The 25,499-nt window shown below is 72.8% G+C and carries 22 protein-coding genes and 1 pseudogene; 13 read left to right on the top strand and 10 right to left on the bottom strand.

All coding sequences use genetic code 11. The features are described 5' to 3' along the window. Window positions 1-21: 21 nt before the first annotated feature. Together ABZ453_RS14405 and lnt are read right to left on the bottom strand one after the other, a co-directional pair. On the bottom strand, window positions 22-501 hold the full coding sequence (locus ABZ453_RS14405) for an NUDIX domain-containing protein (protein ID WP_359014988.1): 480 nt from the start codon (window positions 499-501) through the stop codon (window positions 22-24). 10 nt (window positions 502-511) lie between these two features. Continuing rightward, a complete protein-coding gene (gene lnt, locus ABZ453_RS14400; RefSeq protein WP_359014986.1) occupies window positions 512-2,131 on the bottom strand; it encodes an apolipoprotein N-acyltransferase in 1,620 nt (539 codons plus the stop codon). 312 nt (window positions 2,132-2,443) lie between these two features. On the opposite strand from lnt, the gene ABZ453_RS14395 reads away from it, so the two are divergent. After that, window positions 2,444-3,454, top strand: a complete 1,011-nt coding sequence (locus ABZ453_RS14395) for an O-antigen ligase family protein (RefSeq protein WP_359014985.1) — start codon at window positions 2,444-2,446, stop codon at window positions 3,452-3,454. 112 nt (window positions 3,455-3,566) lie between these two features. Here ABZ453_RS14395 and ABZ453_RS14390 read toward each other — a convergent pair whose 3' ends face one another. Beyond that, complete coding sequence (locus ABZ453_RS14390; RefSeq protein WP_359014983.1) at window positions 3,567-4,109, bottom strand: hypothetical protein; 543 nt, start codon at window positions 4,107-4,109, stop codon at window positions 3,567-3,569. Between the two features lie 104 nt (window positions 4,110-4,213). Beyond that, window positions 4,214-4,999: an aspartate/glutamate racemase family protein gene (locus ABZ453_RS14385; RefSeq protein WP_359014981.1), complete on the bottom strand. Its 786-nt coding sequence runs from the start codon at window positions 4,997-4,999 to the stop codon at window positions 4,214-4,216. Window positions 5,000-5,056: 57 nt separating this feature from the next. Between ABZ453_RS14385 and ABZ453_RS14380 the strand changes: the two genes are divergently transcribed. Beyond that, window positions 5,057-6,232, top strand: a complete 1,176-nt coding sequence (locus ABZ453_RS14380) for a glycosyltransferase (protein WP_359014979.1) — start codon at window positions 5,057-5,059, stop codon at window positions 6,230-6,232. 4 nt (window positions 6,233-6,236) lie between these two features. On the opposite strand, the gene ABZ453_RS14375 is transcribed toward ABZ453_RS14380, so the two are convergent. Beyond that, a complete protein-coding gene (locus ABZ453_RS14375) occupies window positions 6,237-7,550 on the bottom strand; it encodes a TerD family protein (protein WP_359015137.1) in 1,314 nt (437 codons plus the stop codon). A 297-nt stretch (window positions 7,551-7,847) separates the two neighbouring features. Here ABZ453_RS14375 and ABZ453_RS14370 point away from each other — a divergent pair, with 297 nt between their 5' ends. The 4 genes from ABZ453_RS14370 (at window position 7,848) to ABZ453_RS14355 (ending at window position 12,518) form a co-directional block, all read left to right on the top strand. After that, window positions 7,848-8,285 (top strand): DUF6643 family protein, encoded by a 438-nt coding sequence (locus ABZ453_RS14370; protein ID WP_356764708.1) that lies wholly within the window; start codon window positions 7,848-7,850, stop codon window positions 8,283-8,285. Between the two features lie 43 nt (window positions 8,286-8,328). Continuing rightward, window positions 8,329-9,156: an MOSC N-terminal beta barrel domain-containing protein gene (locus ABZ453_RS14365; RefSeq protein ID WP_359014977.1), complete on the top strand. Its 828-nt coding sequence runs from the start codon at window positions 8,329-8,331 to the stop codon at window positions 9,154-9,156. Between the two features lie 203 nt (window positions 9,157-9,359). Continuing rightward, window positions 9,360-9,965 (top strand): hypothetical protein, encoded by a 606-nt coding sequence (locus ABZ453_RS14360; protein ID WP_359014975.1) that lies wholly within the window; start codon window positions 9,360-9,362, stop codon window positions 9,963-9,965. A 111-nt stretch (window positions 9,966-10,076) separates the two neighbouring features. Next, window positions 10,077-12,518 carry a right-handed parallel beta-helix repeat-containing protein gene (locus tag ABZ453_RS14355; protein WP_359014973.1) on the top strand — a complete coding sequence of 814 codons (2,442 nt, stop codon included), beginning with the start codon at window positions 10,077-10,079 and terminating at the stop codon, window positions 12,516-12,518. 458 nt (window positions 12,519-12,976) lie between these two features. Here ABZ453_RS14355 and ABZ453_RS14350 read toward each other — a convergent pair. Beyond that, a pseudogene (locus tag ABZ453_RS14350) lies at window positions 12,977-15,286 on the bottom strand (hypothetical protein); the annotation flags it as partial. A 283-nt stretch (window positions 15,287-15,569) separates the two neighbouring features. On the opposite strand from ABZ453_RS14350, the gene ABZ453_RS14345 reads away from it, so the two are divergent. Together ABZ453_RS14345 and ABZ453_RS14340 are read left to right on the top strand one after the other, a co-directional pair. Next, entirely contained in the window at window positions 15,570-16,397 is an 828-nt protein-coding gene (locus ABZ453_RS14345) for a DeoR/GlpR family DNA-binding transcription regulator (protein WP_359014971.1), read from the top strand. Window positions 16,398-16,489: 92 nt separating this feature from the next. Beyond that, the gene (locus ABZ453_RS14340) at window positions 16,490-16,960 is read left to right on the top strand and encodes an SRPBCC family protein (RefSeq protein WP_359014969.1); all 471 of its coding nucleotides are present in this window, start codon (window positions 16,490-16,492) and stop codon (window positions 16,958-16,960) included. 122 nt (window positions 16,961-17,082) lie between these two features. Here ABZ453_RS14340 and ABZ453_RS14335 read toward each other — a convergent pair whose 3' ends face one another. After that, window positions 17,083-18,207 carry a PLP-dependent cysteine synthase family protein gene (locus ABZ453_RS14335; protein ID WP_359014967.1) on the bottom strand — a complete coding sequence of 375 codons (1,125 nt, stop codon included), beginning with the start codon at window positions 18,205-18,207 and terminating at the stop codon, window positions 17,083-17,085. Window positions 18,208-18,536: 329 nt separating this feature from the next. Between ABZ453_RS14335 and ABZ453_RS14330 the strand changes: the two genes are divergently transcribed. Both ABZ453_RS14330 and ABZ453_RS14325 read left to right on the top strand, forming a co-directional pair. After that, window positions 18,537-18,860, top strand: a complete 324-nt coding sequence (locus ABZ453_RS14330; protein ID WP_133045141.1) for a hypothetical protein — start codon at window positions 18,537-18,539, stop codon at window positions 18,858-18,860. 240 nt (window positions 18,861-19,100) lie between these two features. Beyond that, on the top strand, window positions 19,101-19,631 hold the full coding sequence (locus ABZ453_RS14325) for an ATP-binding protein (RefSeq protein WP_359014964.1): 531 nt from the start codon (window positions 19,101-19,103) through the stop codon (window positions 19,629-19,631). Window positions 19,632-19,672: 41 nt separating this feature from the next. On the opposite strand, the gene ABZ453_RS14320 is transcribed toward ABZ453_RS14325, so the two are convergent. Genes ABZ453_RS14320 through ABZ453_RS14310 form a run of 3 tightly spaced genes read right to left on the bottom strand, consistent with a single transcriptional unit; the run spans window position 19,673 to window position 23,258 of the window. Then, on the bottom strand, window positions 19,673-22,234 hold the full coding sequence (locus ABZ453_RS14320; RefSeq protein WP_359014962.1) for an ABC transporter permease: 2,562 nt from the start codon (window positions 22,232-22,234) through the stop codon (window positions 19,673-19,675). Continuing rightward, window positions 22,231-22,980 carry an ABC transporter ATP-binding protein gene (locus tag ABZ453_RS14315; protein WP_359014960.1) on the bottom strand — a complete coding sequence of 250 codons (750 nt, stop codon included), beginning with the start codon at window positions 22,978-22,980 and terminating at the stop codon, window positions 22,231-22,233. The genes ABZ453_RS14320 and ABZ453_RS14315 overlap by 4 nt, the downstream gene beginning before the upstream one ends. Next, window positions 22,977-23,258 (bottom strand): SHOCT domain-containing protein, encoded by a 282-nt coding sequence (locus tag ABZ453_RS14310; protein WP_356764688.1) that lies wholly within the window; start codon window positions 23,256-23,258, stop codon window positions 22,977-22,979. The genes ABZ453_RS14315 and ABZ453_RS14310 overlap by 4 nt, the downstream gene beginning before the upstream one ends. A gap of 163 nt (window positions 23,259-23,421) precedes the next feature. Between ABZ453_RS14310 and ABZ453_RS14305 the strand changes: the two genes are divergently transcribed. The 3 genes from ABZ453_RS14305 to ABZ453_RS14295 are packed head-to-tail and all read left to right on the top strand — an operon-like array spanning window position 23,422 to window position 25,498. Continuing rightward, window positions 23,422-24,033 (top strand): TetR/AcrR family transcriptional regulator, encoded by a 612-nt coding sequence (locus ABZ453_RS14305; protein WP_359014958.1) that lies wholly within the window; start codon window positions 23,422-23,424, stop codon window positions 24,031-24,033. Beyond that, window positions 24,009-24,593, top strand: coding sequence for a DUF4865 family protein (locus ABZ453_RS14300; protein ID WP_359014956.1), 585 nt, complete (start codon window positions 24,009-24,011; stop codon window positions 24,591-24,593). Before ABZ453_RS14305 ends, ABZ453_RS14300 begins: the two co-directional genes overlap by 25 nt. After that, on the top strand, window positions 24,590-25,498 hold the full coding sequence (locus ABZ453_RS14295; RefSeq protein ID WP_359014954.1) for a phosphotriesterase: 909 nt from the start codon (window positions 24,590-24,592) through the stop codon (window positions 25,496-25,498). The genes ABZ453_RS14300 and ABZ453_RS14295 overlap by 4 nt, the downstream gene beginning before the upstream one ends. Window position 25,499: the final 1 nt, after the last annotated feature.

Below are 25,499 nucleotides of genomic sequence, written 5' to 3'. Positions count from 1 at the left end.
CATATGGTCAGGCCCCATACTTCAGTCTGAAGTGGTGGGGTCGAACCATGTGGGTGTCTGCGACAGGGCCTGCTTGATCCGGTGCAGGGCGAACTCGTTCAGCTGCGGGAGGGCGTCCACCTCGAACCAGCCGACCTCCAACGACTCGTCGTCGTTGACCCGGGCCTCGCCGCCGACGGCCCGGCAGCGCACCGAGATGTCCATGTACTGGCAGACGTCCCCGTTGTCGTACGTGACGGCCTTCAGCGCCTGGACGACGAGCACCCGCTCGACGACGCAGTGCACCCCCGTCTCCTCGTGGACCTCGCGCACGGCACAGGCCGCGGGCTGCTCCCCCGGCTCCGGGATGCCGCCGATCAGCGACCACTTGCCGTTGTCGGAGCGGCGGTTGAGCAGGACTCTGCCCCCGTCGTCGAGGACGACGGCGCTGACACCGGGCAGCCACAGCAGCCGATGGCCGATGGAGGACCGCAGATCACGGATGAAGTCGGGGGTAGCCATGATCCCGACCCTAGCTGGCCGAGGACGCTCCCCCGGCCCGCCGGCCGCGCACCCCGGCGCCGATCGCCCAGCCGAGGCCGCCCGCGGCGACCAGCACCAGGGCGATCTCCGGCAGGATGCCCAGCTTGGTGGCCGGCGTCTCCGAGGAGCGCAGGGGCACCTTCTGGACCAGGTAGGCCGGGACGAACATGCCGGTCTTCTGGGTGATCTTCCCGTCCGGCATGATGACCGCGCTGACGCCGCTGGTGACCGGCACGGTGACGGTCCGGCTGTGCTCGACGGCGCGCACGCGGGACATGGCGAGCTGCTGGTAGGTCATCTCGCTGCGGTCGAAGGTGGCGTTGTTGCTGGGCACGGAGATCAGCTGCGCGCCGTCGGTGACCTCGGAGCGCACGGCCCAGTCGAAGGCGGCCTCATAGCAGGTGACCAGGCCGACCTTGGCGTGGTCCATGGTGAACACGCCCGGCTTGGTGCCCCGGCTGAAGTCCTGGCGGACCATCGAGGTCCAGTTGCTGTTGATGGCGCCGATGAGGCCGCGCAGCGGCAGGTACTCGCCGAAGGGCTGGATCTGCCGCTTGTCGTAGGTGTCGGTCGGACCCTTCTTCGGATCCCACAGGATCTGCTCGTTCCACAGCTTGCCGCCGCGCTCGACGACACCGCCCACCGAGATGGGCACGCCGATCGCCTTGGCCGCGTTGTCGATCACGGCGTAGGCGTCGGCGTTGGCGAACGGGTCGACGTCGGAGGAGTTCTCCGGCCACAGCACGAAGTCGGGCCTGGGGGTCTTGCCGGCCTTGACGTCGGCGGCCAGTCGCAGCGTCTCCCGCGCGTGGTAGTCGAGCACGGCCCGGCGCTGCTCGTTGAACTCCAGACCGGAGCGGGGGACGTTGCCCTGGATGAGCGCGACGGTGGCGTAGCCGTTGTCGGCCTTGTCGCTGACCAGCCCCCGGGCGGCCACCGCGCCCACCACCGGGACGGCCACGCTCAGCAGGGCCACCGCCGCCGATCGCCGGACCTCCCGCGTCCGCCGCCCCTCGACGACCAGACGCACGACCTCGTACAGCCCGAAGCCGCACAGGACGACCCCGAAGCCCAGCACGGGAGTGCCGCCCACCGCGGCCAGCGGCAGGAAGACGCCGTCGGCCTGGCCGAAGGCGATCTTGCCCCAGGGGAAGCCGTGGAAGGGCACACGCGCGCGTGCCGCCTCTCCCGCGATCCACACCGCGGCCGCCCACAGCGGCCACGCGGGCAGCCGCGACACGAGCGTGACGCCCGCGCCGACCAGCGCGACGAAGATCGCCTCGATCGCGGCGAGGGCGATCCACGGCACCGGGCCGACCTCCACGCCGGTCCACACCAGCAGCGGCAGCAGGAAGCCGAGGCCGAAGAGGTAGCCGAGCCCGAGGCCCGCCTTCCAGCTGCGGCCGCGCAGGACCCAGCCGAAGCCGGCGAAGGCGGGCAGGGCCAGCCACCACAGGGTGCGCGGCGGGAAGCTGACGTAGAGGAGCACTCCGCAGAGCGCGGCGACGAGGGCCGGGACGAGGCGTACGAGGGGCGCCGTGCGCGAGGCGGGCGCGGGCTGCGGCCGTAGCTGGTCCGACTCGTCCACGGAGGTTGCGGTGACGGTCACTCCGGGAGTGTACGGCGGGTGACCTTGGCCGGGACAGCGCGGTCCGGATGGCGGCCCACGGCGCTGGGCGGGCCGGCCGCCGCATCGTTCCTGCACAACCCGTCCCAACTCATCCACAAAATATCCATCAGCCGTTACGGTGATCCCAGCCACAGTCGTCCGGCCGGAAACGGTCTCGACGGCCTGGGTCGTGCGAGGTCGGGGGGATTCGGCCGGGTTCCGGGGGGCGGGGTGGGTTCAGCGGGGAGGACGTCTGCGGTCGGTCCTGGGGAGGACGGCGACAGACGAAACGTTTCGGACGCTACGGGCGTCGTGGTGCTCGGCGCCTGTGCCGTCTGGTCGGTGATCACGGCGACGGTGCACGAGGGGCGCCCCGAGGGTGTGCTGCTCGCGGTGCTGGCCGTGGCCGCCGGCTATTCCGCGGGCCGCATCTGCGGGGCGTTGTTGCCGGTCGCCGCGCCGTGCGCGGGGGCGCTGGCGGGGTTGGGGCTGGCCGTCGCCGTGCCGCGACTCGCGCCGGGGCCGCAGATCGACGGGCCGCTGGGGCACGCGGGAGCCACCGCCGCCCTGCTGACCCTCTGTGCCGGTGGTGCGTGCTGTGCCGCCTGGGCCGCCGAGGCGCCGGTGCTGCGGTACGCGCTCGGCGCGCTGGCGGCCGGGATCACGGTGGCCGCGGCGGCGGTCGGCTCGACCAGTGGATTCGTCGCCTGTGTCGCCGTGCTGCTGTGCTCGCTCGCGGCGGGCCGGATGACCAGCCGCGGCCCGGGGCTGGTGGGCCTCGCCGGGGCGGCGGTCGTGACGGGTGGGGTCACCTGGGCGGTCGCCGCGGACCGGCTGCCCTCCGGGCTCACCGCGTCCCTGGCCGGCGGACTCACCGAGCACCGCGTGCAGCTGTGGCGGGACGCCCTGCGTCTGGCGCGCCGCAACGCCGCCGTGGGCGTGGGTCCGGGCCGCTTCGGGGAGCTGAGCTCGACCGCCACCCGCACGCTGGTCCCGGACGGCAAGCCGCACTCGGCGCCGCTGCAGCAGGCGGCGGAACAGGGAGTGGTCGGGGTGGTGCTGCTGGCGGCGGCGTTCGGCTGGGTGCTGTACACGCTGTGGCGCTCTCCGCGCCCGACGCCCGTCGTGCTCACCGCGGGCGCGGCCCTGACGGCGCTCGCGGCGATCGCCGCCATCGGCAACGCACTGAGCTTCACCGCCGTGTCGGTGGGCGCGGGCCTGCTGGCGGGCCTGGCCACCGCCCGCCCGCTGGCCGACGCCTCACCGCGGCAGGAGACGGACGTACGACCACGGGACGACCGACTGACGCCGGGCGGTCCCTGAGAACTGTCATCCTGACCAGGCCGACGTCGCGGGACCTGCGCAGCCGCCGCCGCTCGTCTCTCGCGGGGAACGGCACCTCGCGGCCGGCCAGATCCGAGCGGCCGGCCCCAGTTCAGAGGGTCGTGCCGGGTGTGCTCGGGCGCAGACGGTCGCGGATGACCCGTACCGCCGTCTCGGCGTTGTCGACGGTGATGGTGAACGTGTGGCCGTCCCACAGGCGCAGCACCACACCCTCACCGCGCCGTACGACGACCGCGGTGCCCTTCTCCGGCCGCCAGCGGTAGCCCCAGCCGCCCCACTGGCGCGGGGTGACGTGCGGGGCGAACTCGGCGCCGGCCACGTGGTCGAGGGGGATCCGGCGGCGCGGCAGGCCGATGTGACCGCAGCGCACCTCCAGGGAATCCTTGTCGAGCTTGAGGTCCACGTGGACGAAGGCGAGGGTGCCGAACATGACCAGCAGCCCGGCGGCGATGCAGCCCACCACGGACATCACCAGCGGGGCGATGCCGGAGTTCCAGGCGGAGTCGACGGCGAGCTCGACGCCGAGCGCCATGCAGGCCGCGCCGCCGAGCGCCAGCAGCCACTGGACCCGGTTGGTGGCACGTCCGGTCCAGACGTCGGGGTGGGCGCTCTCGCCGTGGGGGTGGTCCCTCATACCCTTGAGGTTACTCAGGTTTCGCTGCGCTGGTAGCGCGTCGCGGAGAGTGACTCCGCCGACCGGGACACGTCCACCGAGGGCGTTCGCGCGGTGACAGGCGGTCACCGCGCGGGGCTGACCGCCTGCAGGATGCGACCCTCTTCATAGGAGAGGGCGGCGGCCGGCAGGCCGCCCTCGCGTCCGCTGAGCAGCACCGTGAGGGTGCCGGTGGCCGGGGCGTCGGGCAGGGGCTGGGCGCCGAGGCGGCGCAGCGCCTGGGCGGCCACGGCGCCCGCCGAGCCATGCAGGACGAGGGGCGGGTTTCCGGGCCGCTGGACGGCGGTCCGGATGCGTTCGCCGACGAGTTCGTAGTGGGTGCAGCCGAGGACGACGGTCGTCACGTCCTCGGGGGTCAGGGCGGCGGCCGCGCTGACGGCGGCATCGATGGCCGCCTCGTCGGCGTGCTCCACGGCCTCGGCGAGCCCGTGGCAGGGCACCTCGGTGACGGTCACCCCGTCGGCGAACTCGGCGATCAGGTTGCGCTGGTAGGGGCTGCCGGTGGTGGCCGGGGTCGCCCAGATCGCGAGCGGCCCGCCGCCGGCCGCGGCGGGCTTGATCGCCGGGACGGTGCCGATGACGGGCAGCTCCGGCTCCAGCCGGGCGCGCAGGGACGGCAGCGCGTGGACGGTGGCGGTGTTGCAGCCGACGATCAGCGCCTCGGGCCGGTGCGCCGCGGCGGCCTCGGCGACCGCCAGGGCACGCTCGGTCAGGTCCTCGGGCGTGCGGGGTCCCCAGGGCATGCCGTCGGGGTCGAGCGAGAGCACGAGATCGGCGTCGGGGCGCAGACGCCGTACCGCGGCGGTGGCCGCCAGCAGACCGATTCCGGAGTCCATGAGCGCGATCTTCACCCGGCCACGATAGACGATGGGCCCCTGGCGGCCGGTGGTGTGGGGCAGACTGCGCGGGTGAGCGCCATCGCGTGGACCGCCGCCGTCTCCCTCGCCGCCTGGCTGTGGCTGCTGCTCTGCCAGGGCTGGTTCTGGCGCACGGACGTCAGACTGCCGCGCCGGGACGACCCCGGCGACTGGCCGCCGGTGTGCGTCGTCGTCCCCGCGCGCGACGAGGCCGCCGTACTGCCCTCGAGCCTGCCCTCGCTGCTCGCGCAGGACTATCCGGGGCGGGCCGAGGTCTTCCTGGTCGACGACGGCAGCTCCGACGGCACCGGGGAGCTGGCCCGCGAACTGGCGCGCGAGCACGGCGGGTTGCCCCTCACCGTCGACTCCCCCGGTGAACCACCGGCCGGCTGGACGGGCAAGCTCTGGGCGGTACGGCACGGGATCGTGCTGGCACGCGCGCGTGGGCCGGAGTATCTGCTGCTGACCGACGCGGACATCGCCCACGCGCCGGACAGTCTGCGGGAGTTGGTCGCGGCGGCCCGCACCGGCGGCTTCCACATGGTCTCTCAGATGGCCCGGCTGCGAGTGGAGAGCCCGTGGGAGCGGCTCGTGGTGCCGGCGTTCGTCTACTTCTTCGCGCAGCTCTACCCGTTCCGCCGGATCGGCAGGAAGGGGGCGCGGACTGCGGCCGCGGCGGGCGGCTGCGTCCTGCTGCGCGCCGAGACCGCCGAGCGGGCACGCGTCCCGGACGTCATCCGGCACGCCGTCATCGACGACGTGGCGCTCGCGCGCGCCGTGAAGGGCGGCGGCGGGCACATCTGGCTGGGGCTGGCAGAGAAGGTCGACAGCGTGCGCCCCTACCCCCGCCTGCACGACCTGTGGCGGATGGTCTCCCGCAGCGCGTACGCACAACTGCGGCACAACCCTCTGCTGCTGCTCGGCACGGTCCTCGGACTGCTCCTGGTGTATCTGGTGCCGCCGCTGTCCCTGATCGCGGGCCTGGCGACGGGGGACGCCACGGCGGCCGTCGTGGGGGGCCTGGCATGGCTGGTGATGACGGGCACGTACCTTCCGATGCTCCGCTACTACGACCAGCCGTCCTGGCTCGCCCCCCTCCTGCCGTTCACCGCGTTCCTCTACCTCCTGATGACGGTCGACTCGGCGGTGCAGCACTACCGGGGCCGTGGCGCGGCCTGGAAGGGCCGCACCTACACCCGCCCGGACACGCTGCCCGACAAGGGCTGAACCTTTACTTGCGGCCCGGCGTCCAGTTCATGCCCCAGCCGTACGCGTGGTCGATGGTCCGCTGCGGGCTGACACCACGCTCGGGCACCAGGTAGCGGGCCTCACGCTGGACGACCAGGTCGCTTCCGGTATTGGTGATCAGGGCGAGGGCGCAGACGGTGGAGGGGACCGTGCACTCGTCCAGCGAGAAGTCGATCGCTGCGCCGTACTGCGGCTGGAGGGTGACCGTGGCGTGCAGGTCGGCGAAGGAGCGCGCGCCCTCGTAGATGGTCACGAAGACGAGGATCCGCCGGAAGTCCTGCTTGTGGTCGAGGTTGACGGTGAGGTTCTCACCGCTCTCGAGGGCACCGGTGCGGTCGTCGCCGTCGAGGTGGATGTACGGCGGACGGTGCAGCGAGCCGAAGGCGTTGCCCAGTGCCTGGACGACTCCCTTGCTGCCGTCGGTGAGTTCGTAGAGGGCGCACAGGTCCAGGTCGAGGTCGGCGTGCATGGCGACCGCGCGGCCCCGCTTGCTGCCCCAGCCGGAGAACTGCTTACGCACCTGCCAGTTGAGGTTTACCCGCATCGCGCCTGAGGTGCCTCCCTGCTTGGCGAGGGAGACCGCCGGTGCCGCCTTGGTGAGCGTGACCTTGGACAGACGGACCGGCGCGGTGGACGGGGCCGGAGGCTGTACGGCGGCCGGGGGCCCGACCGGGGGCGCCAGAGGAACGGGCGGGCCGGACGGGGGTGGCATCGTCACGGGCGGGGCGACGGGCGGCTGCACGGTCACCGGGGGTGCCGGCGCGGGGGCCGCGTGCTGGGGTTCGTCCACCGTGATGCCGAAGTCCGTCGCGAGTCCTTCGAGCCCGCTGCTGTAGCCCTGGCCGACCGCGCGGAATTTCCAGGCGCCGTTGCGGCGATAGAACTCCCCGAGCACGAAAGCGGTTTCGACGGTGGCGCCGTCGCTGTCGAAGCGGGCGGCCACCGTGTCCCGCGCCGCGTCGCGGACCTCGATGTACAGGCCGGGAACCTGCCCGAAGCTGCCCCCGTCCGTGGAGGCGGCGAGCACGATGGTCTCGATCGCGGGCTCCACGCGCGCGAGGTCGACGAGAAGGGTGTCGGAGATGCGGCCGCCGGCGACCCGCTTGCCCTCGTGCCGCACCGCGCCGGAGGAGTGCACGGGCTGGTTGTAGAACACGAAGTCGCCGTCGGAGCGGACCTTGCCGCCCACGAGCAGCAGCGCCGAGGAGTCCGCGTCGGGCACACCCGGGCCGGAGCGCCAGCCCAGTTCCACCCGCAGCGCCGTCTGCGGCACCGGTGTGTTCGAGCCTTTCGACATTGACATGTCCGCCCCCATCACGTGTCACCGCGCCATTACGGGTTCGGCGGCCGTTCGGCCCGCCTTTCGCACAACCTATTCCCCAGGACGGCGAAGTCCCATGAGGAGCACCGCGCGACATCGGACCGACCCGCCGGTAACCCGCCCGGAACATGGGCTTTACCGGATCAGAACCCGGTTCGCCGTCCCATTTTGCCGCGTTCGCTCGCATTGGTGCTCCCGAGTCACTGCGGACACGAAAAACAACCTTCTTATCGGTCTCCCCAACCAGCACATCGTGGGCTTAACTTATGTGCCATGACCTCCCCCCGCTCCACTTACGGCGGTGGCTACTACTCCGCCTTCCCGGACACCCCGATCTACGACAAGCTCGTCGCCGAGCGGGGAACCCCGCAGATCGCCCCGATCCGGGTCCCCGCCGCCTACGACATGCCCGGCAGCAGCCTGCCCGCGCTGCCGTCGGCCCTGCCCGCCCTTCCGGCGGGCCCCTCCCAGCCCTCCTACGGCTACCCGCAGGCGCAGCAGCCGTCTCCGCTGCAGCAGGCGCCCGCCGCGTACATCCCGCAGCAGGCCACGGCGCCGAGGGGCTATCCCGGCCCCCAGCAGCAGCCGCAGCCGATGCGTCCGATGACGGGCGGCGCCGGTTACGAGGCGATGCGTCCTGCCGCTCCGCGGCCCGCCGCGGCCCCGTACCAGGACCCGTACAACAACCAGCAGCAGTACCGGGGCTACTGAGCCGTCCTGCCGGGCCGCCCGCGCGGCCTGGCACGATGGACGCATGGGGAACACGCTGCTGCAGTCGATCCACGTCCACCCGGTCAAGGCGTTCCGTGCCGTCGCGGTCCGGGAGGCCGTCGTGGAGCCCTGGGGGCTGGCCGGGGACCGGCGCTGGACCCTGGTCGACGACGGGGGAAAGGTCGTCACACAGCGTCAGCAGCCGCGCCTCGCACTGGCCGTCGCCGCGCTCCTGCCCGGCGGCGGTATCCGTGTCTCCGCACCCGGGGCGAATCCGCTGACCGTGCCGGTCCCCCGCCCGGCCGGCACGATCCCGGTGGAGATCTTCGGCGAGAAGGTCGAGGGCGTACCGGCCGAGGACCCGGCCGCGCACGCATGGTGCAGCGCGTACCTCGGCGCCGGTACGCGTCTGGTGCACATGGACGATCCGGCCACGCGCCGGCCCGTGGATCCTGAGTACGCGCTGCCGGGTGAGACCGTCACCTTCGCCGACGGTTTTCCGCTGCTGCTCACCTCGGACGCCTCGCTCGACGCCCTCAACTCCCTGATCTCGCAAGGCACCCACCGGGGCGAGGGACCGTTGCCCATGAACCGTTTCCGGCCGAACGTGGTCGTGACGGGCAGCCCCGCCTGGGCCGAGGACGGCTGGCGGCGCATCGCCGTCGGCGACGTCGCCTTCCGTGTCGCCAAGCTGTGCGGGCGCTGCGTGGTGACCACCACCGACCAGGACACCGCCGTACGCGGCAGGGAGCCTTTGCGCTCGCTCGGGCGTCACCGCCACATCGACGGCAAGCTGGCCTTCGGGCAGACCCTCGTGCCCCTCTCCCGCGGCACGATCCGGGTCGGCGATCCGGTCACGGTCCTGGAGTGAAGGCCCGGCGCGTCCGCTCACGGAGAAAGATCCGGACAACGGGGGTGGCGCGGGAACCCCTGCCGGGGGGCCGGGCGTTGGGTTCTTCGTGAGAAGTTCCTGAGAGGCCCCGGTCGCAGGTGATTTCCCTCTCTCTTTGACCGGGACTCAAGGTGAACGCCTCCGCCGGGAGTTATCACGGAGCGGGAAGGGGGTGCGGGACGGTGCGAGCAATCCGGGGACTCTGGCGTTGGCGGCACAATCCGCTGCGCCGCACGAGCGATCTGGTCGAGGCGTGGGTGGCTCTGGTCGCCCTGCTGCTGATCCTGGTCGCCGCGCCCGTGATCGGCTCGCTCGTCGGCGGTGTCGCCCAGGACGCCCTGCAGCGAGCCGCGAAGGACCAGCAGGCGGCCCGGCACCCGGTGACGGCCACCGTGGTGCGCAAGCTGGACCGCTCCCCGCTGGACACCGATCCCGAGACCACCTCCGGCAGGGACCTGCGCAGCCGGGTCCTCGCCGACTGGACCGCCCCGGACGGCACGGCCCGGCGGGGCGCCGCCCTCGCGGCCCTCACATCGCCGCACCACGGCGACCACTTCCGGATATGGACCGACGCGCACGGCCGCATAGTGGCCCGCCCGCTGGACTCCGCGACGGCCACGACCCACGCGGTACTGGCCGGGCTCGGCGCCGCCCTGCTGACCGCAGGAGCCGTCGAGGGCGGGCGCCGGATGATCGTCTGGCGCATGGTCCGCCGCCGTTACGCCCGTTGGGACCAGGCCTGGGACAAGGCGGGTCCCGACTGGGGCCGGACCGGCACCGGCAGCTGACGGCCTGACGGCTCTGGTCAACCCACCACCCGCGCGCACGCTACGGTGGACCGGCCGAGCTTCTTCGGCAGCACAAACCCGCGTACGACGAGGTGGGGGCACGGCAACGCCATGGCACAGGGCACGGTCCAGGTGACGCACACCGGCACATCGCGGTGGCGGCGCCGCACGGGTGAGTACGCGTCGCTCGCCGCCGCCCTGGAGGCCGCGGCCGACGGTGACGTCCTCACCGTCGCTCCCGGCACCTACCGGGAGAACCTCGTGGTGCAGCGGGCGGTGACCCTGCGCGGCCCCGAGGGCTCCCCCGGTTCGGTGCGGATCGCGCCCATGGACGGGGTGCCGCTGACCGTGCGCGCCTCCGCGGTGGTCCAGGACCTGCACGTGGAGGGCCAGGACGCCGCCGCGCCCGCCCTGTTGGTCGAGGAGGGCACCCCGGAGCTGCTGGACGTGCGGATCGTCACCCGCTCCGCGGCCGGCATCGAGGTGCGCGGCGGCGCGCGTCCGACCGTGCGCCGCTGCACCGTCGACAACCCCGCCGGCGTCGGCATCGCCGTACTCGACGGCGGGAGCGGGGTGTTCGAGGAGTGCGAGGTGGTGGCCGCCGGCCAGTCCGGTGTCGCGGTCCGCGGCGGGGCGCACCCGCGTCTGGAGCGCTGCCGCATCCATCACGCCTCGGGCTCGGGCCTGTCGGCGACCGGGGAGAACTCGGCCCTGGAGGCGGTGGGTTGCGAGGTGTACGAGGTGCGCGGCAGCGGCGTCCAGGTCACCGCCCGCGCCACCGCGCATCTGACGGACTGCGATGTGCACCGCACCACGACGGACGGTGTCACGCTCGACACCGACGCGGTGCTCACGCTGGAGGACTGCCGGATCCACGACATCCCGGAGAACGCGGTCGACCTGCGCTCCCGGTCGGTACTCACCCTGACCCGTACGACGGTGCGTCAGTTCGGGCGCAACGGGCTGTCGGTATGGGACCCGGGCACGCGCGTGGACGCCAACCAGTGCGAGATCTTCGACAGCACGGGCGACTATCCGGCGGTGTGGGTCAGCGACGGCGCCACTGCGGTGCTGGACTCCTGCCGGGTGCACGACGTGCCGGACGCGCTGTTCGTGCTGGACCGCGGCTCGCGCGCGGACGTCGTCGACAGCGACCTCTCCCAGGTGCGCAACACGGCCGTGTCGGTGAGCGACGGGGCGACGGCCCAGCTGGACGACTGCCGGATCCGGGACGCGGCGACCGGCGCCTGGTTCCGCGACCACGGCAGCGGCGGCACGCTCAACAACTGCACCGTGGACTCCACCCAGACCGGCGTGATCGTCACCAAGGGCGCGGACCCCACGATCGAGCGCTGCACGGTCGACTCCCCCGCCGAGGCCGGCTTCTACGTCTCGGCGGGCGGCCGGGGCAGCTTCCTCAACTGCCGGGTGACGGGCAGCGGCGGCTACGGCTTCCATGTGATCGACGGCTGCCGTACGACGCTCAGGAAGTGCCGCACGGAGCGGTGCGCGCGCGGCGGCTACGAGTTCGCGGAAGCCGGCCCCGACGCGGCGCCCGGCAGCGGGCCCGTCGTCGAGGACTGCACCAGCGACGAGAGCGGCGGCGGGCTGCGACCGCCCGTGGCGCATGAGACCGCCGTGGAGATGGTGAGCCAGTCCCCCGGTCTGCTGGGCTCGATTCCCGGGCAGCGCATCACCGAGCAGGAGCCCCTGGTGGCCGCCGCCGAGCCGGAGCAGCCGGTGCGCACGTCGAAGGCCGTGCTCGGGGAGCTCGACGCGCTGGTCGGACTGGACAGCGTCAAGCGCGAGGTGCGCGCCCTCACCGACATGATCGAGGTGGGGCGGCGGCGCCAGCAGGCGGGCCTGAAGGCGGCCTCGGTCAAACGGCACCTGGTCTTCACCGGCTCCCCCGGCACCGGCAAGACCACCGTGGCCCGGCTGTACGGCGAGATCCTCGCCTCCCTCGGCGTCCTGGAGAAGGGCCATCTCGTCGAGGTCTCCCGCGTCGACCTGGTCGGCGAGCACATCGGCTCCACCGCGATCCGCACCCAGGAGGCCTTCGACCGGGCCCGCGGCGGGGTGCTGTTCATCGACGAGGCCTACGCGCTGTCCCCCGAGGACTCCGGCCGTGACTTCGGCAAGGAGGCCATCGACACCCTGGTGAAGCTGATGGAGGACCACCGGGACGCGGTCGTGGTGATCGTCGCGGGATACACGGCCGAGATGGAGCGCTTCCTGTCGGTCAACCCGGGTGTGGCCTCCCGTTTCTCGCGGACCATCACCTTCAGCGACTACAACCCCGAGGAACTGCTGCGGATCGTGGAGCAGCAGGCCGAGGAGCACGAGTACCGGCTGGCGGACGGTACCGGCGAGGCGCTGCTGCGGTACTTCACCGAGATCCCCAAGGGCGCGGCGTTCGGCAACGGCCGCACCGCCCGGCAGACCTTCGAGGCCATGGTCGAACGGCACGCGGGCCGGGTCGCCCAGGTCGCTGAGCCGTCGACGGACGACCTGACGCTGCTCTTCCCGGAGGACCTCCCGGACCGGTCCTAGACGATCCCGCCGGTGTCCGCCACGGCGCCGGGATCCGGTGCGGACGGTTCGTCGGCGCCGTGGGCACGGGGTGCCGCGGGGCGGGTGCGGGCGGGCTCTGGCCGTGCGCGGGTGAGCAGGGCGATCGCCTTGAGCACGGAGGCGATGGCCGAGCCGATGCCCAGTCCCGTGGCACCGACGGCGGCGACGACCTGAGCGGTGTCGGACGGCACCAGCGCGCCGTGCCCCTCGAACCCCGCGACGGCGCCGCGGGTGCAGGCCCACGCCACGAGGAAGGCCACCGCCGACACCAGCGCCAGGGCCGCCGCCTGCCGCAGTCCGGGGGCGGTGGCCCGTGCGGTGCGTGGGGGCACGGCCGCGATGTAGACGTGCGGGGCCGGTGCGGGTGCGGTCGGAGCTGTGGTCTCCACGCGGGCGGGCGGCTCCGCGGCGGTGTCGTTCCGCCGCTCTTCCCGTTCCCTCGGGGCGGGGAGCCGTGGGCCGAGCCGGGCCAGGAGGCGTGCGCGTTCCTCCGCGAACGCGGGGTCGGCCTGGTAGTCGGAGTGGCCGAGGATCGGGGCGGGCAGCGGGTGCCGGGCGGTACGGCCGTAGGCGAGGGGGTCCTTCAGCGGGGCACGGTCCACTTCGGGGCCGCAGTCGCCGGGCAGCCGGACCGGGCCGCCGATGGGGTCGGTCAGCCGGTAGAGGTTGCGCCAGCAGTCGACCTCCCGGTGCAGCGAGCTGAGTGCGGCCGGGCCGAAGTGGGCCGGGAACCAGCGGCCGTAGAGGCGTTCCAGCGGGGAGCCGTAGGTGAGCAGGGCGACTCGTTTACGGACGGACGGCTTCAGCTGCCAGGCCGCCGCGGCGGCCAGCACGCTGCCCTGGGAGTGGCCGGAGATGACGAGGCGACCGCCGGTGGCGCGGGTCCAGCCGGCCATCCGCCAGCTGAGGTCGGGCACCGCGCGCTCGGCGTAGCAGGGCGGGGCGAAGGGGTGAGCGGCGCGCGGCCAGAAGGTGCCGACGTCCCACAGAATGCCGATGGTGCGGCGGGCGGAGGCGTCCTTGTAGGCGCGCCTGCCCCAGGTGACGAACAGGACGAAGCCGAGCCCTATCAGCCACGAGCCCAGTCCCTGCGCGGTCTGGGCGGCGCCGTGCACGAAGGCGTGGGCGTGCCGGGCGGCCGGTCCGGGGGCCCGGTCGGTGAGGCGCGCGCCGACGATGGCGCCGGCGCCCAGGAGCAGGGTCGCGGTGGAGGCGACGGCGACGACGAGGGGGGCGCGGTCGGTGAGCGTGGCCATCGCGCGCGTGGTGGCGATGGCGCGAGTGCGGGCGGGGTCGACGGATTCCCCCGGGTGGTCGAGCTCCACCTCTGCCAGCTCGGTGCGGCGCAGCCGCCAGGCCCGCCGTCCGAGGCCGGCGCACAGCACCAGCAGCACCAGAAGGAGGACGGGGATCACGGACGCCTGCCAGGTCAGCAGGACCGGGGGGCCGGCCAGGAAGGTACCGGTGCCGTCCAGCCAGTCGGACACCCGCTGGGAGACACCGCCGGACATCACTCCGCCGAGGGCGCAGGCCAGCATCGCGACGGCGGGTCCGCCCAGGCCGCGCAGGACCGCACGCCGGTCGGGGGCGGTTCGGTACAGCGCACGGGCGATCACGGCGAGGGCGACGACCAGGGCGCCCTGGATCAGGGCGAGACCGCCGAAGGCGGTGCCGCCACCGGACAGCCGGCCGGCCGACTCCCACCCCGGGCGCTCCCAGCCCGCGTATCCGGCGGCGAGGAGCAGCAGCAGGAGGGCGGCGAGCGGCAGGCGTCGTACCAGACGCGCGTCGAGTGCCTGGTCGAGGCGGTTCTCGGTGCGCCCCCGGCGGCAGACCACCCACAGCACGACGAGCGCGGTGGCGGCGAGCGCCGTGTACAGCAGGACGCCCAGGGTCTCGAGTACGGCGGGACCGTCCTGGCCGCGGTCGAAGCGCGAGGCGGACGAGGCGACGGCCGCGGCGACCGTCAGCAGTCCGGCGGCGGTGTGGGCGGCGCGCAGCCGGGCGACCAGGCGGCGGCCGTACCAGAATCCGGGGCGGCCCAGGGAGGTGTGGTCGCCGTCCTCGTCGGGCTCGTCGAGGTGGGGGACCGGCCGCACCGACTCGTACGCGCTCCAGGTGCGGCGGGAGAGGTACCAGAGCAGTCCGGTCAGCGCGGCGGGCACGACGGCGGCCAGCGCTAGGCGGCGCCCGGGTCTGCTCCACCAGCCGTCGTGCGACAGATCGGGCGACAGGAAGCCCAGCCAGGAGTGCCGCTCGGCGCACGCGCGTGTGCCCGCGCACTGCCAGGCGGCGAGGTCGAGGGCCACCTCGCAGGCGGCCGCGACCAGCAGCACCGTCAGGCTCAGACCGACCAGCCGGACCAGCAGTCCGTAGACGCGCACCGTGCGCGACCGGCCCCGCGCGGTGGGCCGCATCCAGTGGGCGAGGTTGGCCACCATGAAGGGCAGCAGCAACAGCCACAGGGCGCGGGCGCTGTTTCCGGAGGTGAGATTGCACCAGACGTACGCCTCCGGGACGGGTCCGCCCCGGTGGTCGTCGGGTCTGAGTTCCGCCTCGACGTCCTCGGCGCGCCGGAAGAGGGCCGCCGTGTCGTCGCCTGTGATCCGCACCGTGCGCGGATCACCGAGCATCTCCTGCGGTGTCGTCCCGCCCACGCCGTGGACCAGCAGTTCCAGGGCGATCCCGGATCCCCCGGGCCCCTGGGCGGGGTCGGCGTTCAAGACACGATCCTGCGCACGTTCCACTGTTCGCACTTCCCCCGTGACGCGCCGTCGGCTTGTGTCCGTGCGGGCACAAGGGTTGCCGCTGTGGCCGCGGCGTACACCTCTTCTCACGGAATTTCCCCGATACGTGTGCCGTAGGAGGAAGGCGTGTGGCGACGGTGGCGTGGGATCGGCGTGCCGGTCGGTGGCGTCATCGGCGGGGGCACGTGCGAGGATGGGACCTCCCGCGCACCGGTTGCGGGAAAGAATGCCCTCGTCGGAGGGGGCGTGGCGGGCTGATTGAGGCGAAAGGACCGGAGCGTACGTGAGTGAGAATCAGAACCTCCTCGCGGAGCAGCGGCGCTCCCTGATCCTGGACGAGGTACGGCGCCGGGGCGGGGTTCGTGTGAACGAGCTGACGCGCAAGCTCGGCGTGTCGGACATGACCGTGCGCCGTGATCTGGACGCGCTGGCCCGGCAGGGCGTACTGGAGAAGGTGCACGGCGGCGCGGTGCCGGTGGTCGAGGCGAGCACGCACGAGCCGGGCTTCGAGGCCAAGTCGGGTCTGGAACTGACGGCCAAGGAGGACATCGCGCGCTCGGCGGCCGAGCTGGTCACGCCGGGTACGGCGATCGCGCTGTCGGGTGGTACGACGACGTACGCGCTGGCGCATCAGCTCGTCGACGTGCCCGATCTGACGGTGGTGACCAACTCGGTGCGGGTGGCCGACGTCTTCCACGCGGCGCAGCGCACCACGGGTCCCCGGCAGGGCGCGGCCACGGTGGTGCTGACCGGCGGGGTGCGCACGCCGTCCGACTCGCTGGTGGGGCCGGTGGCCGACCAGGCGATCGCGGCGCTCCACTTCGACGTGCTCTTCCTCGGTGTGCACGGGATATCGGTCGAGGCCGGCCTGTCGACGCCGAACCTCGCGGAGGCGGAGACCAACCGTCGTCTGGTGCAGTCGGCGCGGCGGGTCGTGGTGGTCGCCGACCACACCAAGTGGGGTGTGGTGGGCCTGAGTTCGTTCGCCGCGCTGGAGCAGGTCGACACGCTGGTGACGGACGCCGGGCTGGCGGGCGAGGCGCGCGAGGAGATCGCCGAGCATCTGCGGCGGCTGGTGGTGGCGGGCGAGGGAGACGAGGACGAGGACTGATCCCGGCCGGGCGGTGCTGACATCTGACGGACCGCCAGTTATCGTGACGTTGCCCCGGTCAACCACCCTTTCCGTCAAGGGGGTTCACGTCCATGGCCCATCGTCTGCGTCCCGTCGGACTCGACTTCGTCGACACGGCACCCGTACGGCTGGTGTTCGCGCGGGAGATCTCCGCGTCACCCAAGGCGGTCTTCCACGCCCTCAACGACGACGTGCCGGGGTGGGCGGAGTGGTTCGCGGCGGTGACGCACGCCCGCGCGATCGACGGCGGTGCCGGGCGTGACATCCGGCTCAGGGGCGGCGGGCGCTTCCGCGAGACGGTGATCGCGGCGAAGGAGGCGGAGGTGTACGCCTACCGGGTGGACGTGACCAACGCGCCCGGGGCGCGCGCCCTCGCCGAGGAGTGGCGGCTGGTGCCGGCCGGGACCGGCACCCGGGTGCAGTGGACGTTCGGCGCGGACGGGACGGCCCTCTTCCGCTTTGCCCTGAAGACGGCCCGCGCGGGACTCGGCCGGGCCTTCCGCGACGCGGTCGTGTCGCTGGACCGGCGCCTGCAGGGCTGAGCGCTCCGCTGGAAGTGCCGGACGCGGCGTCGGTCGTCCGCGGCGGCGTCGTGGCCTGTCACGCGGTTCCCCGCGCCCCTTCGGGGGCGCCACCGAACCGCAGCGGACTTCACCCGTTCCGCTCAGCAGGGCCACACGCCCGTTTCCAGCAGGGAGTCGATCGCCGTGGTGTACGGCTGGATGTCCAGGCCCTGCTCGCTGAGCCAGGTGTCCGAGTAGTACTTGTCGAGGTAGCGGTCGCCCGGGTCGCACAGCAGGGTCACCACGCTCCCCCGCCGGCCCTGGGCCACCATCTCGGCGACGATCTTCAGCGCGCTCCACAGCCCGGTGCCGGTCGAGCCGCCCGCCTTGCGGCCGATGGCCCGCTCCAGCGCCCGTACGGCGGCCACGCTGGCCGCGTCGGGCACCTTCATCATCCGGTCGATCGCGCCGGGCACGAAGCTCGGTTCCATCCGGGGCCGGCCGATGCCCTCGATGCGCGAGCCGCAGTCGCAGGTGGCGTCCGGATCGCCGGTGGTCCAGCCCTCGAAGAAACAGGAGTTCTCGGGGTCGGCGACACAGATGCGGGTGTCGCGCTGGGTGTAGTGGACGTAGCGGGCGAGGGTCGCGGAGGTGCCTCCGGTGCCGGCCGTGGCGACGATCCACGCGGGCTCGGGGAACCGCTCCAACTCCAGTTGCCGGAAGATGGATTCGGCAATGTTGTTGTTGCCGCGCCAGTCCGTGGCCCGTTCCGCGTAGGTGAACTGGTCCATGTAGTGGCCGCCCGTCTCCACCGCCAGACGGGCCGACTCCTCGTACATCCGGCGCGAGTCGTCCACGAAGTGGCACCGCCCGCCGTGGAACTCGATGAGGCGGATCTTCTCGGCGCTCGTCGTGGCGGGCATGACCGCGATGAAGGGCACGCCGATCAGCCTCGCGAAGTACGCCTCGGAGACGGCCGTCGAACCGCTGGACGCCTCGATCACCGGGCGGTCCGGACGGATCCAGCCATTGCACAGGCCGTAGAGGAAGAGCGAGCGGGCGAGGCGGTGCTTGAGGCTGCCGGTGGGGTGGGTGGACTCGTCCTTCAGGTACAGGTCGATGCCCCACCTCTCGGGGAGCGGGAAACGGAGCAGGTGCGTGTCCGCCGAACGGTTCGCGTCGGCCTGCACCTTCCGGACGGCTTCTTTCAGCCAGTCGCGATAGTCGGCGTCGCTGTGGTCGACGTCGAGGGTCGCGCCGGTCCGGGTCTGCTGGGGGGTGGTCACGGCGGGGCTCCTTACGCTGCGCGCCGACGGCACATCGCGCTGCCGACGCACCGATCATATGCACCTTCCACACGCTTCTCACCTGCATAAACACCCCTTTGAGCAGCCCAAAGCACGGCCTGGGGCAGAGGCGCGGGGGGGCGTGGGGGCGCATTCGCGCGAATGCTCCGGGCGCCCGGGCCGTACGGGCCGTGCGCACTGGTGCTCGACGCCGGGTGCGGGCAGACTGCACCGAACGGGGACGCACACTGGATCACGAACGCGCTGAGCCAGGGCCCACGTGGGCGCACGGGCCGGCGCGACCGGACGCGTACGAGGGGGCGGACGGCATGGCGGAGCCGGAGTTCACGGCGACGGGCGTGCGGATCGGGAAGCGGCTGCGTTCACTCACCCGGGCCGGGCAGGTCCGGATCAGTGACGGCAGGCTCGAGTTGCTCACCAGCTACGGCAGCGAGATCGACAGCGCGCCGGTGCAGGCCGTACGGGCCTCGAAACCCTGGTTCGCGGCGGAGGACCGGGCGCTCGCGGACCTCAACGGCAAGCGGTACACGCTGACCCTGGGCGAGCACGATCCGGCGCCGGGCGAGCCGGGGCCACCCGCGGCGCGCCGGTTCATCGAGGCCGTGCGGCGGGCCGCGGGGCGCGGCGGCTGACCGCGTGGTCCGACGACGTGGCTGACGGCGTGGTCCGACGACGGAGGGCGACGGCTTCTTCACGATGAGTTGCACTCTGGCACCCCCTGCGTCACGCTGGTCTCACGTCACTCTGGGTTTACCGGCGATAACACTGCGAACCAGCCCGCCGGGCACGACAGCAGCCGTCCGTTTCCCACCGGCCCGTTGCTGGATCCGAATCCCGTGTTCTTCCGGACCTCAAGTCGGGGAGTCGCAGCCGTGATCAGTCACCCAAGCAGGCACTGCACGGTGGAGCTCCAAGCCCTGCCGTCGCGGATCGGCCAGGTCCGCAGAATCCTTTCTGCGCAGTTGCGCTACTGGCACATGGACGCCCTCATAGACCGTGCGGCGCTCGGTCTGACCGAACTGCTGAGCAACGTGCACCGGCATGCCCAGCCGGACAAGGTGTGCACCGTGGAGATCGAGCTGCTGCTGGACCGGCTCACCGTCTCCGTGCGCGACCACGACCCCCGACTGCCCGAGGTGCGGGACGTGGAGTCCTCCGCCACGAGCGGGCGCGGGCTGGCCATGGTGGCGGCGGTCAGCGAGAGCTGGGGGGTGCGCCCGGACGGTGAGTCGGGCAAGGTCGTCTGGTTCACCCTGCCCGCCGCGCCGCCCGCGCTCGCGGCACCGGCCCGTCCGCCGCGCCGCGTGGCCGAGAAACCGGTGCGCCGGTTCGTCGAGGTCGAGCCCATGGCCGAGGCCCATCGGGCCGGGCATGCTCCCGCCCGGTCAGCCGTTGGCGGTTGACCGGGCGGTGATCGCCTGAGCGGGCCGGCCCGTCGGCGCGCCTATTCGGCGGCTATCGCGTGCAGCACGTCCAGACGTGCCGCACGCCGGGCCGGGCGGAGGCCCGCGAGGGCGCCCGCGGCGAGGCCCACCAGGGCCACGACGAGCAGTTGGGCGGGCGGGATCGCGAAGGCGAAGCTGCTGTCGCCGGCGCCGTCCGAGGCCTTGACCAGGACCCAGCCGAGGAAGGCGCCCAGGCCGAGCCCGCCGGCCGTGCCGAAGGCGGCGACCAGGACCGACTCCCAGCGCACCATGGCCCGCAGTTGCGCGCGGGTCTGGCCCACCGCGCGCAACAGGCCCAGTTCGCGCGTGCGTTCATGGACCGCCAGGGTGAGTGTGTTGGCGATGCCGAGCAGGGCGATGAGGACCGCGAGGGCGAGCAGCGCGTAGACGAGCGTGAGCATCATGTCGATGCCGCCGGCCGAGGACTGCGCGTACTCGTGGCGGGTCTGGACGCTGGGGTTGCCGTACCGTGCGGCCACTTTCCCGACCGCCGCCTTGCCCGCGTCCGCGCTCACACCCTTCTTGAACGTGACGGCCACCAGGGTGTCGGAGTCCTGGGTGCGGTGCGGGGCCCAGGCCGCCCGTGTGATGACGTAGTCACCCGCGAGTTCGGACCGGCCGTACAGGGCCCGGACCGTGAAGGTCTCCTTCTTGCCGTCGGTGAAGGTGAGTTGGGCTCTGTCGCCGGTGGTGAGGTGCTGTTCGGCCGCCTCCTTGCGGGTGATGGCGATGCCGTCGGTGCCCAGGTCGCGCAGGGAGCCCTGGACGGTGCCGAGGTCGAAGGTGCGTTGCAGGGCGACGGGGTCGGTGACCGTCAGGGCCCGTCCCGCGCCGTCCACTTTCGCCACTCCGCGGCCGAGGCCCACGGCCGTGTCGACCTGCGGCAGCCGCTGGATCGCTCCGGCCAGGCGCGGGCTCAGTCCGCTGCCGCCCGCGCCGAAGGACGGGGTGCTGACCGCCACGTCGCCGGCGAAGGAGCGGGAGACGGTCTGGTCCATGGTGGCCTTGAGCGAGGCGCCGAAGACCGTGAACAGGGACACGACCGCCACGCCGATCATCAGCGCACTGGCCGTGGCGGCCGTTCGCCTGGGGCTGCGCAGCGCGTTGCGGCGCGCCAGAGCGCCGGTGACGCCCCGGAGTCTGCCCAGCGGCGCGCCGAGGACGCGCAGGGCGGTGGTGGCGGCGACCGGGCCCAGGACCACGAAGGCGACCAGGGCGAGTACGGCGCCGAGTCCCGCCGTCCACACGGACGGTGAGACCAGCACTCCGCTGAGCGTCGCCGCGACGGCGAGGGCGGCCAGGCCCAGGCCGGTGACCGCGCGGCTGCGGGAGGCGCCGGAGGTGTCGACGGCCGTCTCGCGCAGGGCGGCCAGCGGGGCGGTGCGGCCGGCGCGTACGGCGGGCAGGAGCGCCGATCCGAGGCAGACCACGACGCCGACCGCGAGCGGCAGTGCCATGGACAGCGCGTTGATCACCAAGTCGCCGTCGGGGAAGGGGAATCCGATGGCCGGGAAGAGGGCCTGCAGGCCGGCGGCGATGCCGATGCCGCCGGCGAGGCCCGTCGCCGACGCGGCCACGGCGACGGCGACGGCCTCGACCAGGGAGGTCGCGGTGACCTGCCGTCGTGAGGCGCCAAGAGCCCGCAACAGAGCGTTCTCGCGGGTGCGTTGGGCGACGACGATGGCGAAGGTGTTGTGGATGGAGAAGGTCGCGACCAGCAGGGCGACGCCGGAGAAGACGAGGAGGAAGGTGGTGAAGATCGTCAGGAACCGGCTGGAGATCATGTCCGTGTTCTCCTGGGCCGACTCCTGACCGGTGATCGCCTCGACGCCGTTGGGCAGGACGGGAGTCAGGCGGTCGACGAGCTGCTTCTCGCCGATACCGGGTCCCGCCCGCACCTTGATGCTCGCCGCTTGTCCGGGCCTGGCCGTGAGGTACTTCTCGGCGTCGGCGCGGGTCATGCCGGTGAAGGTCACCTGGGCCATGCCGTCCTCGCCCCCGAAGGTCGCGAGGCCCACGATCGTCACCTTGACGGGGTCCGGGGTGCGCAGTGTCGTGGTGTCGCCGATCTTCAGGTCGCCCTTCTTCGCGGCCCCCCGGTTGACGACGACCTCGCCCGTCCGCCGCGGGGCGCGGCCCTGGGCGAGCCGGTACGGGTTCAGCCTCGGGTCGGTGATCCAGTTCCCGGCGAGTGTGGGCGGGCCCTGGCCGCCGATGGCCTTGCCGTTCCTGCCGACGAGCTGGCCGGCGCCCTCGATGTCGGGCTCGGCGGCCGCGACGCCCGGCACCCTGGCGAGGGTGCCGGCCAGGGAGGTGGGAACCGGCTGCCGTACGCCCTGGCTCTCGCCGGGCGTGGTGATGGTGTCCGCGCCGCGGACGACGGCGTCCGTGCCGCTGGTCGCGTCGCCGAACATGGTGTCGAAGGCGGCGCGGAGCGTGTCGCCCATGACGAGGGTGCCGGCCAGGAAGGCCACGCCGAGGAAGACGGCGAGGAAGGTGCCGGCGAAGCGGCGCTTGTGGGCGCGCAGGGAGGTGGCACTCAGACGGACGGCGGCGTTCATGACGGCACCTCGAAGGCTTTCATCCGGTCCAGGACCCTGTCGGCAGTGGGGGCTTCCATGCGGTCGACGAGGCGTCCGTCGGCGAGGAAGACGACCTCGTCGGCGTGGGCGGCGGCCACCGGGTCGTGGGTGACCATGACCACCGTGCGGGCGGTCTCCCGCGCGGTGCGGCCGAGCAGGCCGAGGACCTCCCCGCCGGCCCGGGAGTCGAGATTGCCGGTCGGCTCGTCGGCGAAGACGACGTCCGGACGGCCCGCGAACGCCCGTGCCACGGCGACGCGTTGCTGCTGGCCGCCGGAGAGTTCGGCGGGCCGGTGGTGCAGTCGGTCGCGCAGACCGACGACGTCGATCAGCGCGTCGATCCACTCCGGGTCGCCCCTGCCGCCCGCGAGGTCCAGGGGAAGGGTGGTGTTCTCGGCGACGGTCAGTGTGGGCACCAGGTTGAACGCCTGGAAGACGAAGCCGACGCGGTCGCGGCGCAGGAGGGTGAGCCTGCGGTCGTCGAGGGCGCCGAGGTCGGTGTCGCCGATGTGGGCGGTGCCGGAGGTGAGCGTGTCGAGGCCGGCCGCGCAGTGCATCAGCGTGGACTTCCCGGAGCCGGAGGGGCCCATGATCGCGGTGAAGCGGCCGGCCGGGAAGCCGACGCTCACCCCGTCCAGGGCCCTGACCTCGGTGTCGCCGCGGCCGTACACCTTCACGGCGTCGACGACCCGGGCGGCCGTCCGCACGGTGGTCGCGGTCGTCATGCGGCACCGCCCTTGCGGCCGAACTGCTCGTCCAGGACGGACAGCCGGCGCCAGTACTCGTCCTCGTCGATCTCACCGGAGGCGAAGCGCCGGCCGAGCACGGCGAGGGGCGAGTCGCCGGTGGGCCGGTCGTCCATCGGGTGCCAGGGTCCGCGGCGGCCGCGCCGGACGGTACGGCGCAGGAAAGTGGCGACGCCGATCACGACGGCCGCCCAGATCAGCGGGAAGAAGAGGATCCAGGGGCCGGGGCCGCCGTGCCAGTCAGCGAGGGTCTGCATCTCGGGTCGTCTCCTCACGAGGGTCCTGTGGGTGATGCCTCGAGACTCGCGCCGCAAGGGGGGCCGGGTCGTCGTACGGCCAGCGGCAGTGCGCCTACCTCCCGGGGAGTACGAGCGCCTTTCTCCGCTGCTTCCTCCCTCCTCGACGACTGTACCTACTAGTATGTACAGTGGCTTCATGAGCACTGCGGACCGACTCGTCGAATCCACCCGTGAGCTGCTGTGGGAGCGCGGCTACGTGGGCACCAGCCCGAAGGCGATCCTGGAGCGGGCGGGCGCCGGACAGGGCAGCATGTACCACCACTTCAAGGGCAAGCCGGATCTCGCGCTCGCGGCGATCCGGCGGACGGCCGAGGAGATGCGGGCCACCGCAGAGGGAGCACTCGGCGGACCGGGGACGCCCTACGAGCGCATCGAGGCGTATCTGCTGCGCGAGCGCGACGTGCTGCGCGGCTGCCCGATCGGCCGTCTGACCATGGACCCGGACGTCATCGCGAGCGACGAACTGCGTGCCCCGGTCGACGAGACACTCGACGCCGTCCGCGAGCTGATCGCCGGAATCGTCGAGGAGGGCAAGGAACAGGGCCTGTTCGGGCCCGCGCTGGACGGCGAGGAGATCGCAGCGACAGTTCTCGCGACCGTGCAGGGCGGTTACGTCCTGGCCCGCGCCTCCGGCTCCCCCGCCGCCTTCGACGCCGGCGTCCGCGGACTGCTCTCCCTGCTCGCACCACCGGCCCGAGGAGGCACCGGATGCACGCCATGCAGTACGAGCTGACCCTGCCCGCCGACTACGACACGGGCATCGTCCGTGCCCGTGTCGCGCGGATCGGGCATCTGCTGGACGACTGGGAGGGGCTGGGTGTCAAGACGTATCTCCTGCGCGAGCGCGGGCGGTTCGGGTCTCCGGTCAACCAGTACGCGCCCTTCTATCTCTGGAACACCATGGAGGGCATGAACACCTTCCTCTGGGGCGGCGCCTTCCAGGGCCTCAGCGATGACTTCGGGCGGCCGTCGGTGCGGCAGTGGTCGGGAATGGCGTACGAGGAGGGGAGCGCCGCCGGTTCACTCGCCCGGTTCGCGGTGCGCGGGCGCCGACTCGTGCCGGAGGGAGCGGAGTTGGCCCAGGTCATGGGCGACGCGGCGCGGGAGACCGAGCGGCTGGCCGGGGAGGACGGGGCGGTGCTCGCGGCTGCCGCCGTGGACACGAGCCGTTGGGAGCTGGTCCACTTCTCGCTCTGGGAGCACGACGCGCCCAAGGCCGAGGGGGATGTGTTCCAGGTGCTGCACACGTCGGCGCCGGGCCGGGAGCGGTTGCCGCGGGGGCGACAGTGGTGAGTGCGGTCCGCACGGTACTGGGGGACGTACGGCCGCAGGAGCTGGGTGTGTGCGACGCGCACGATCATCTGTTCTTCGGCACTCCGCTGCTGCCGGGCCAGGAGTTGCGGTCCCTGGGCGCGGCACGGGAGGAACTGGCCGCGTTCCGGGCTCAGGGGGGTGGTGCGGTGGTGCAGTGGACGCCTTACGGACTGGGGCGGCGGGCAGCCGATCTGCCGTCGCTGTCCCGGGAGACCGGGGTGCACGTGGTCGCGGCGACCGGGCTGCACCAGGCTGCCCACTACACCGAGGACACGCTCGCCGGGCTGCGCGGAAAGCCGGCCGAGCTGTTCGTCTCCGAACTCACCGACGGTATCGGCACGTCGGGGGTGCGGGCGGGGCTGATCAAGGTCGCCGGAGGCTTCCACGCCCTCGACACGCATGCCCGCTGGACGATGACCGCGGCGGCCGAGGCTTACCGGGCGACGGACGCGCCGATCGCCGTGCACCTGGAGCTGGGGACGGGAGCGCTGGACGTACTGGACCTGCTCTGCGGCGAGTTGGGGGTTCCGCCGCACCGGGTGATCCTCGGCCACCTGAACCGCTCCCCCGATTTCGTGGTCCAACGCCAGGCCGCGGAGACGGGTGCGTATCTGGCCTTCGACGGCCCGTCACGTACCCATCACGCCACCGACTGGCGCATGCCCGAGGCCGTGGCGGCCCTCGCCGAGGCTGGCTTCGGAGACCGTCTCCTGCTCGGTGGGGACACCGTGACGGACAGCGCCCGCTCGGTCAACGGCGGCCCGGGGATGCCGTATCTGCTGCGAAGGGTCCGGCCGCGGCTCGCCCTCCTGCTGGGCGACGACCTGGTGGACCGGATCTTCACGCGGAACCCGGGGCGCGCGTTCGGGGTGGAGTGGCGCTGAC

Origin of the sequence: Streptomyces sp. NPDC005799 (assembly GCF_040630525.1) — a bacterium.
GTDB classification, from domain to species: domain Bacteria; phylum Actinomycetota; class Actinomycetes; order Streptomycetales; family Streptomycetaceae; genus Streptomyces; species Streptomyces griseorubiginosus_B.
The sequence above is the reverse complement of the archived record's forward strand: the minus strand, read 5'-3'. Positions and strand labels throughout refer to the sequence as shown.

Bases quoted from the DNA above. Each gene is read 5' to 3' on its own strand.
- ABZ453_RS14405 (WP_359014988.1), bottom strand. From the start codon at position 501: ATGGCTACCCCCGACTTCATCCGTGATCTGCGGTCCTCCATCGGCCAT.
- ABZ453_RS14390 (WP_359014983.1), bottom strand. From the start codon at position 4,109: ATGAGGGACCACCCCCACGGCGAGAGCGCCCACCCCGACGTCTGGACC.
- ABZ453_RS14375 (WP_359015137.1), bottom strand. From the start codon at position 7,550: ATGTCGAAAGGCTCGAACACACCGGTGCCGCAGACGGCGCTGCGGGTG.
- ABZ453_RS14370 (WP_356764708.1), top strand. From the start codon at position 7,848: ATGACCTCCCCCCGCTCCACTTACGGCGGTGGCTACTACTCCGCCTTC.
- ABZ453_RS14365 (WP_359014977.1), top strand. From the start codon at position 8,329: ATGGGGAACACGCTGCTGCAGTCGATCCACGTCCACCCGGTCAAGGCG.
- ABZ453_RS14355 (WP_359014973.1), top strand. From the start codon at position 10,077: ATGGCACAGGGCACGGTCCAGGTGACGCACACCGGCACATCGCGGTGG.
- ABZ453_RS14340 (WP_359014969.1), top strand. From the start codon at position 16,490: ATGGCCCATCGTCTGCGTCCCGTCGGACTCGACTTCGTCGACACGGCA.
- ABZ453_RS14330 (WP_133045141.1), top strand. From the start codon at position 18,537: ATGGCGGAGCCGGAGTTCACGGCGACGGGCGTGCGGATCGGGAAGCGG.
- ABZ453_RS14320 (WP_359014962.1), bottom strand. From the start codon at position 22,234: ATGAACGCCGCCGTCCGTCTGAGTGCCACCTCCCTGCGCGCCCACAAG.
- ABZ453_RS14315 (WP_359014960.1), bottom strand. From the start codon at position 22,980: ATGACGACCGCGACCACCGTGCGGACGGCCGCCCGGGTCGTCGACGCC.
- ABZ453_RS14310 (WP_356764688.1), bottom strand. From the start codon at position 23,258: ATGCAGACCCTCGCTGACTGGCACGGCGGCCCCGGCCCCTGGATCCTC.
- ABZ453_RS14305 (WP_359014958.1), top strand. From the start codon at position 23,422: ATGTACAGTGGCTTCATGAGCACTGCGGACCGACTCGTCGAATCCACC.
- ABZ453_RS14300 (WP_359014956.1), top strand. From the start codon at position 24,009: ATGCACGCCATGCAGTACGAGCTGACCCTGCCCGCCGACTACGACACG.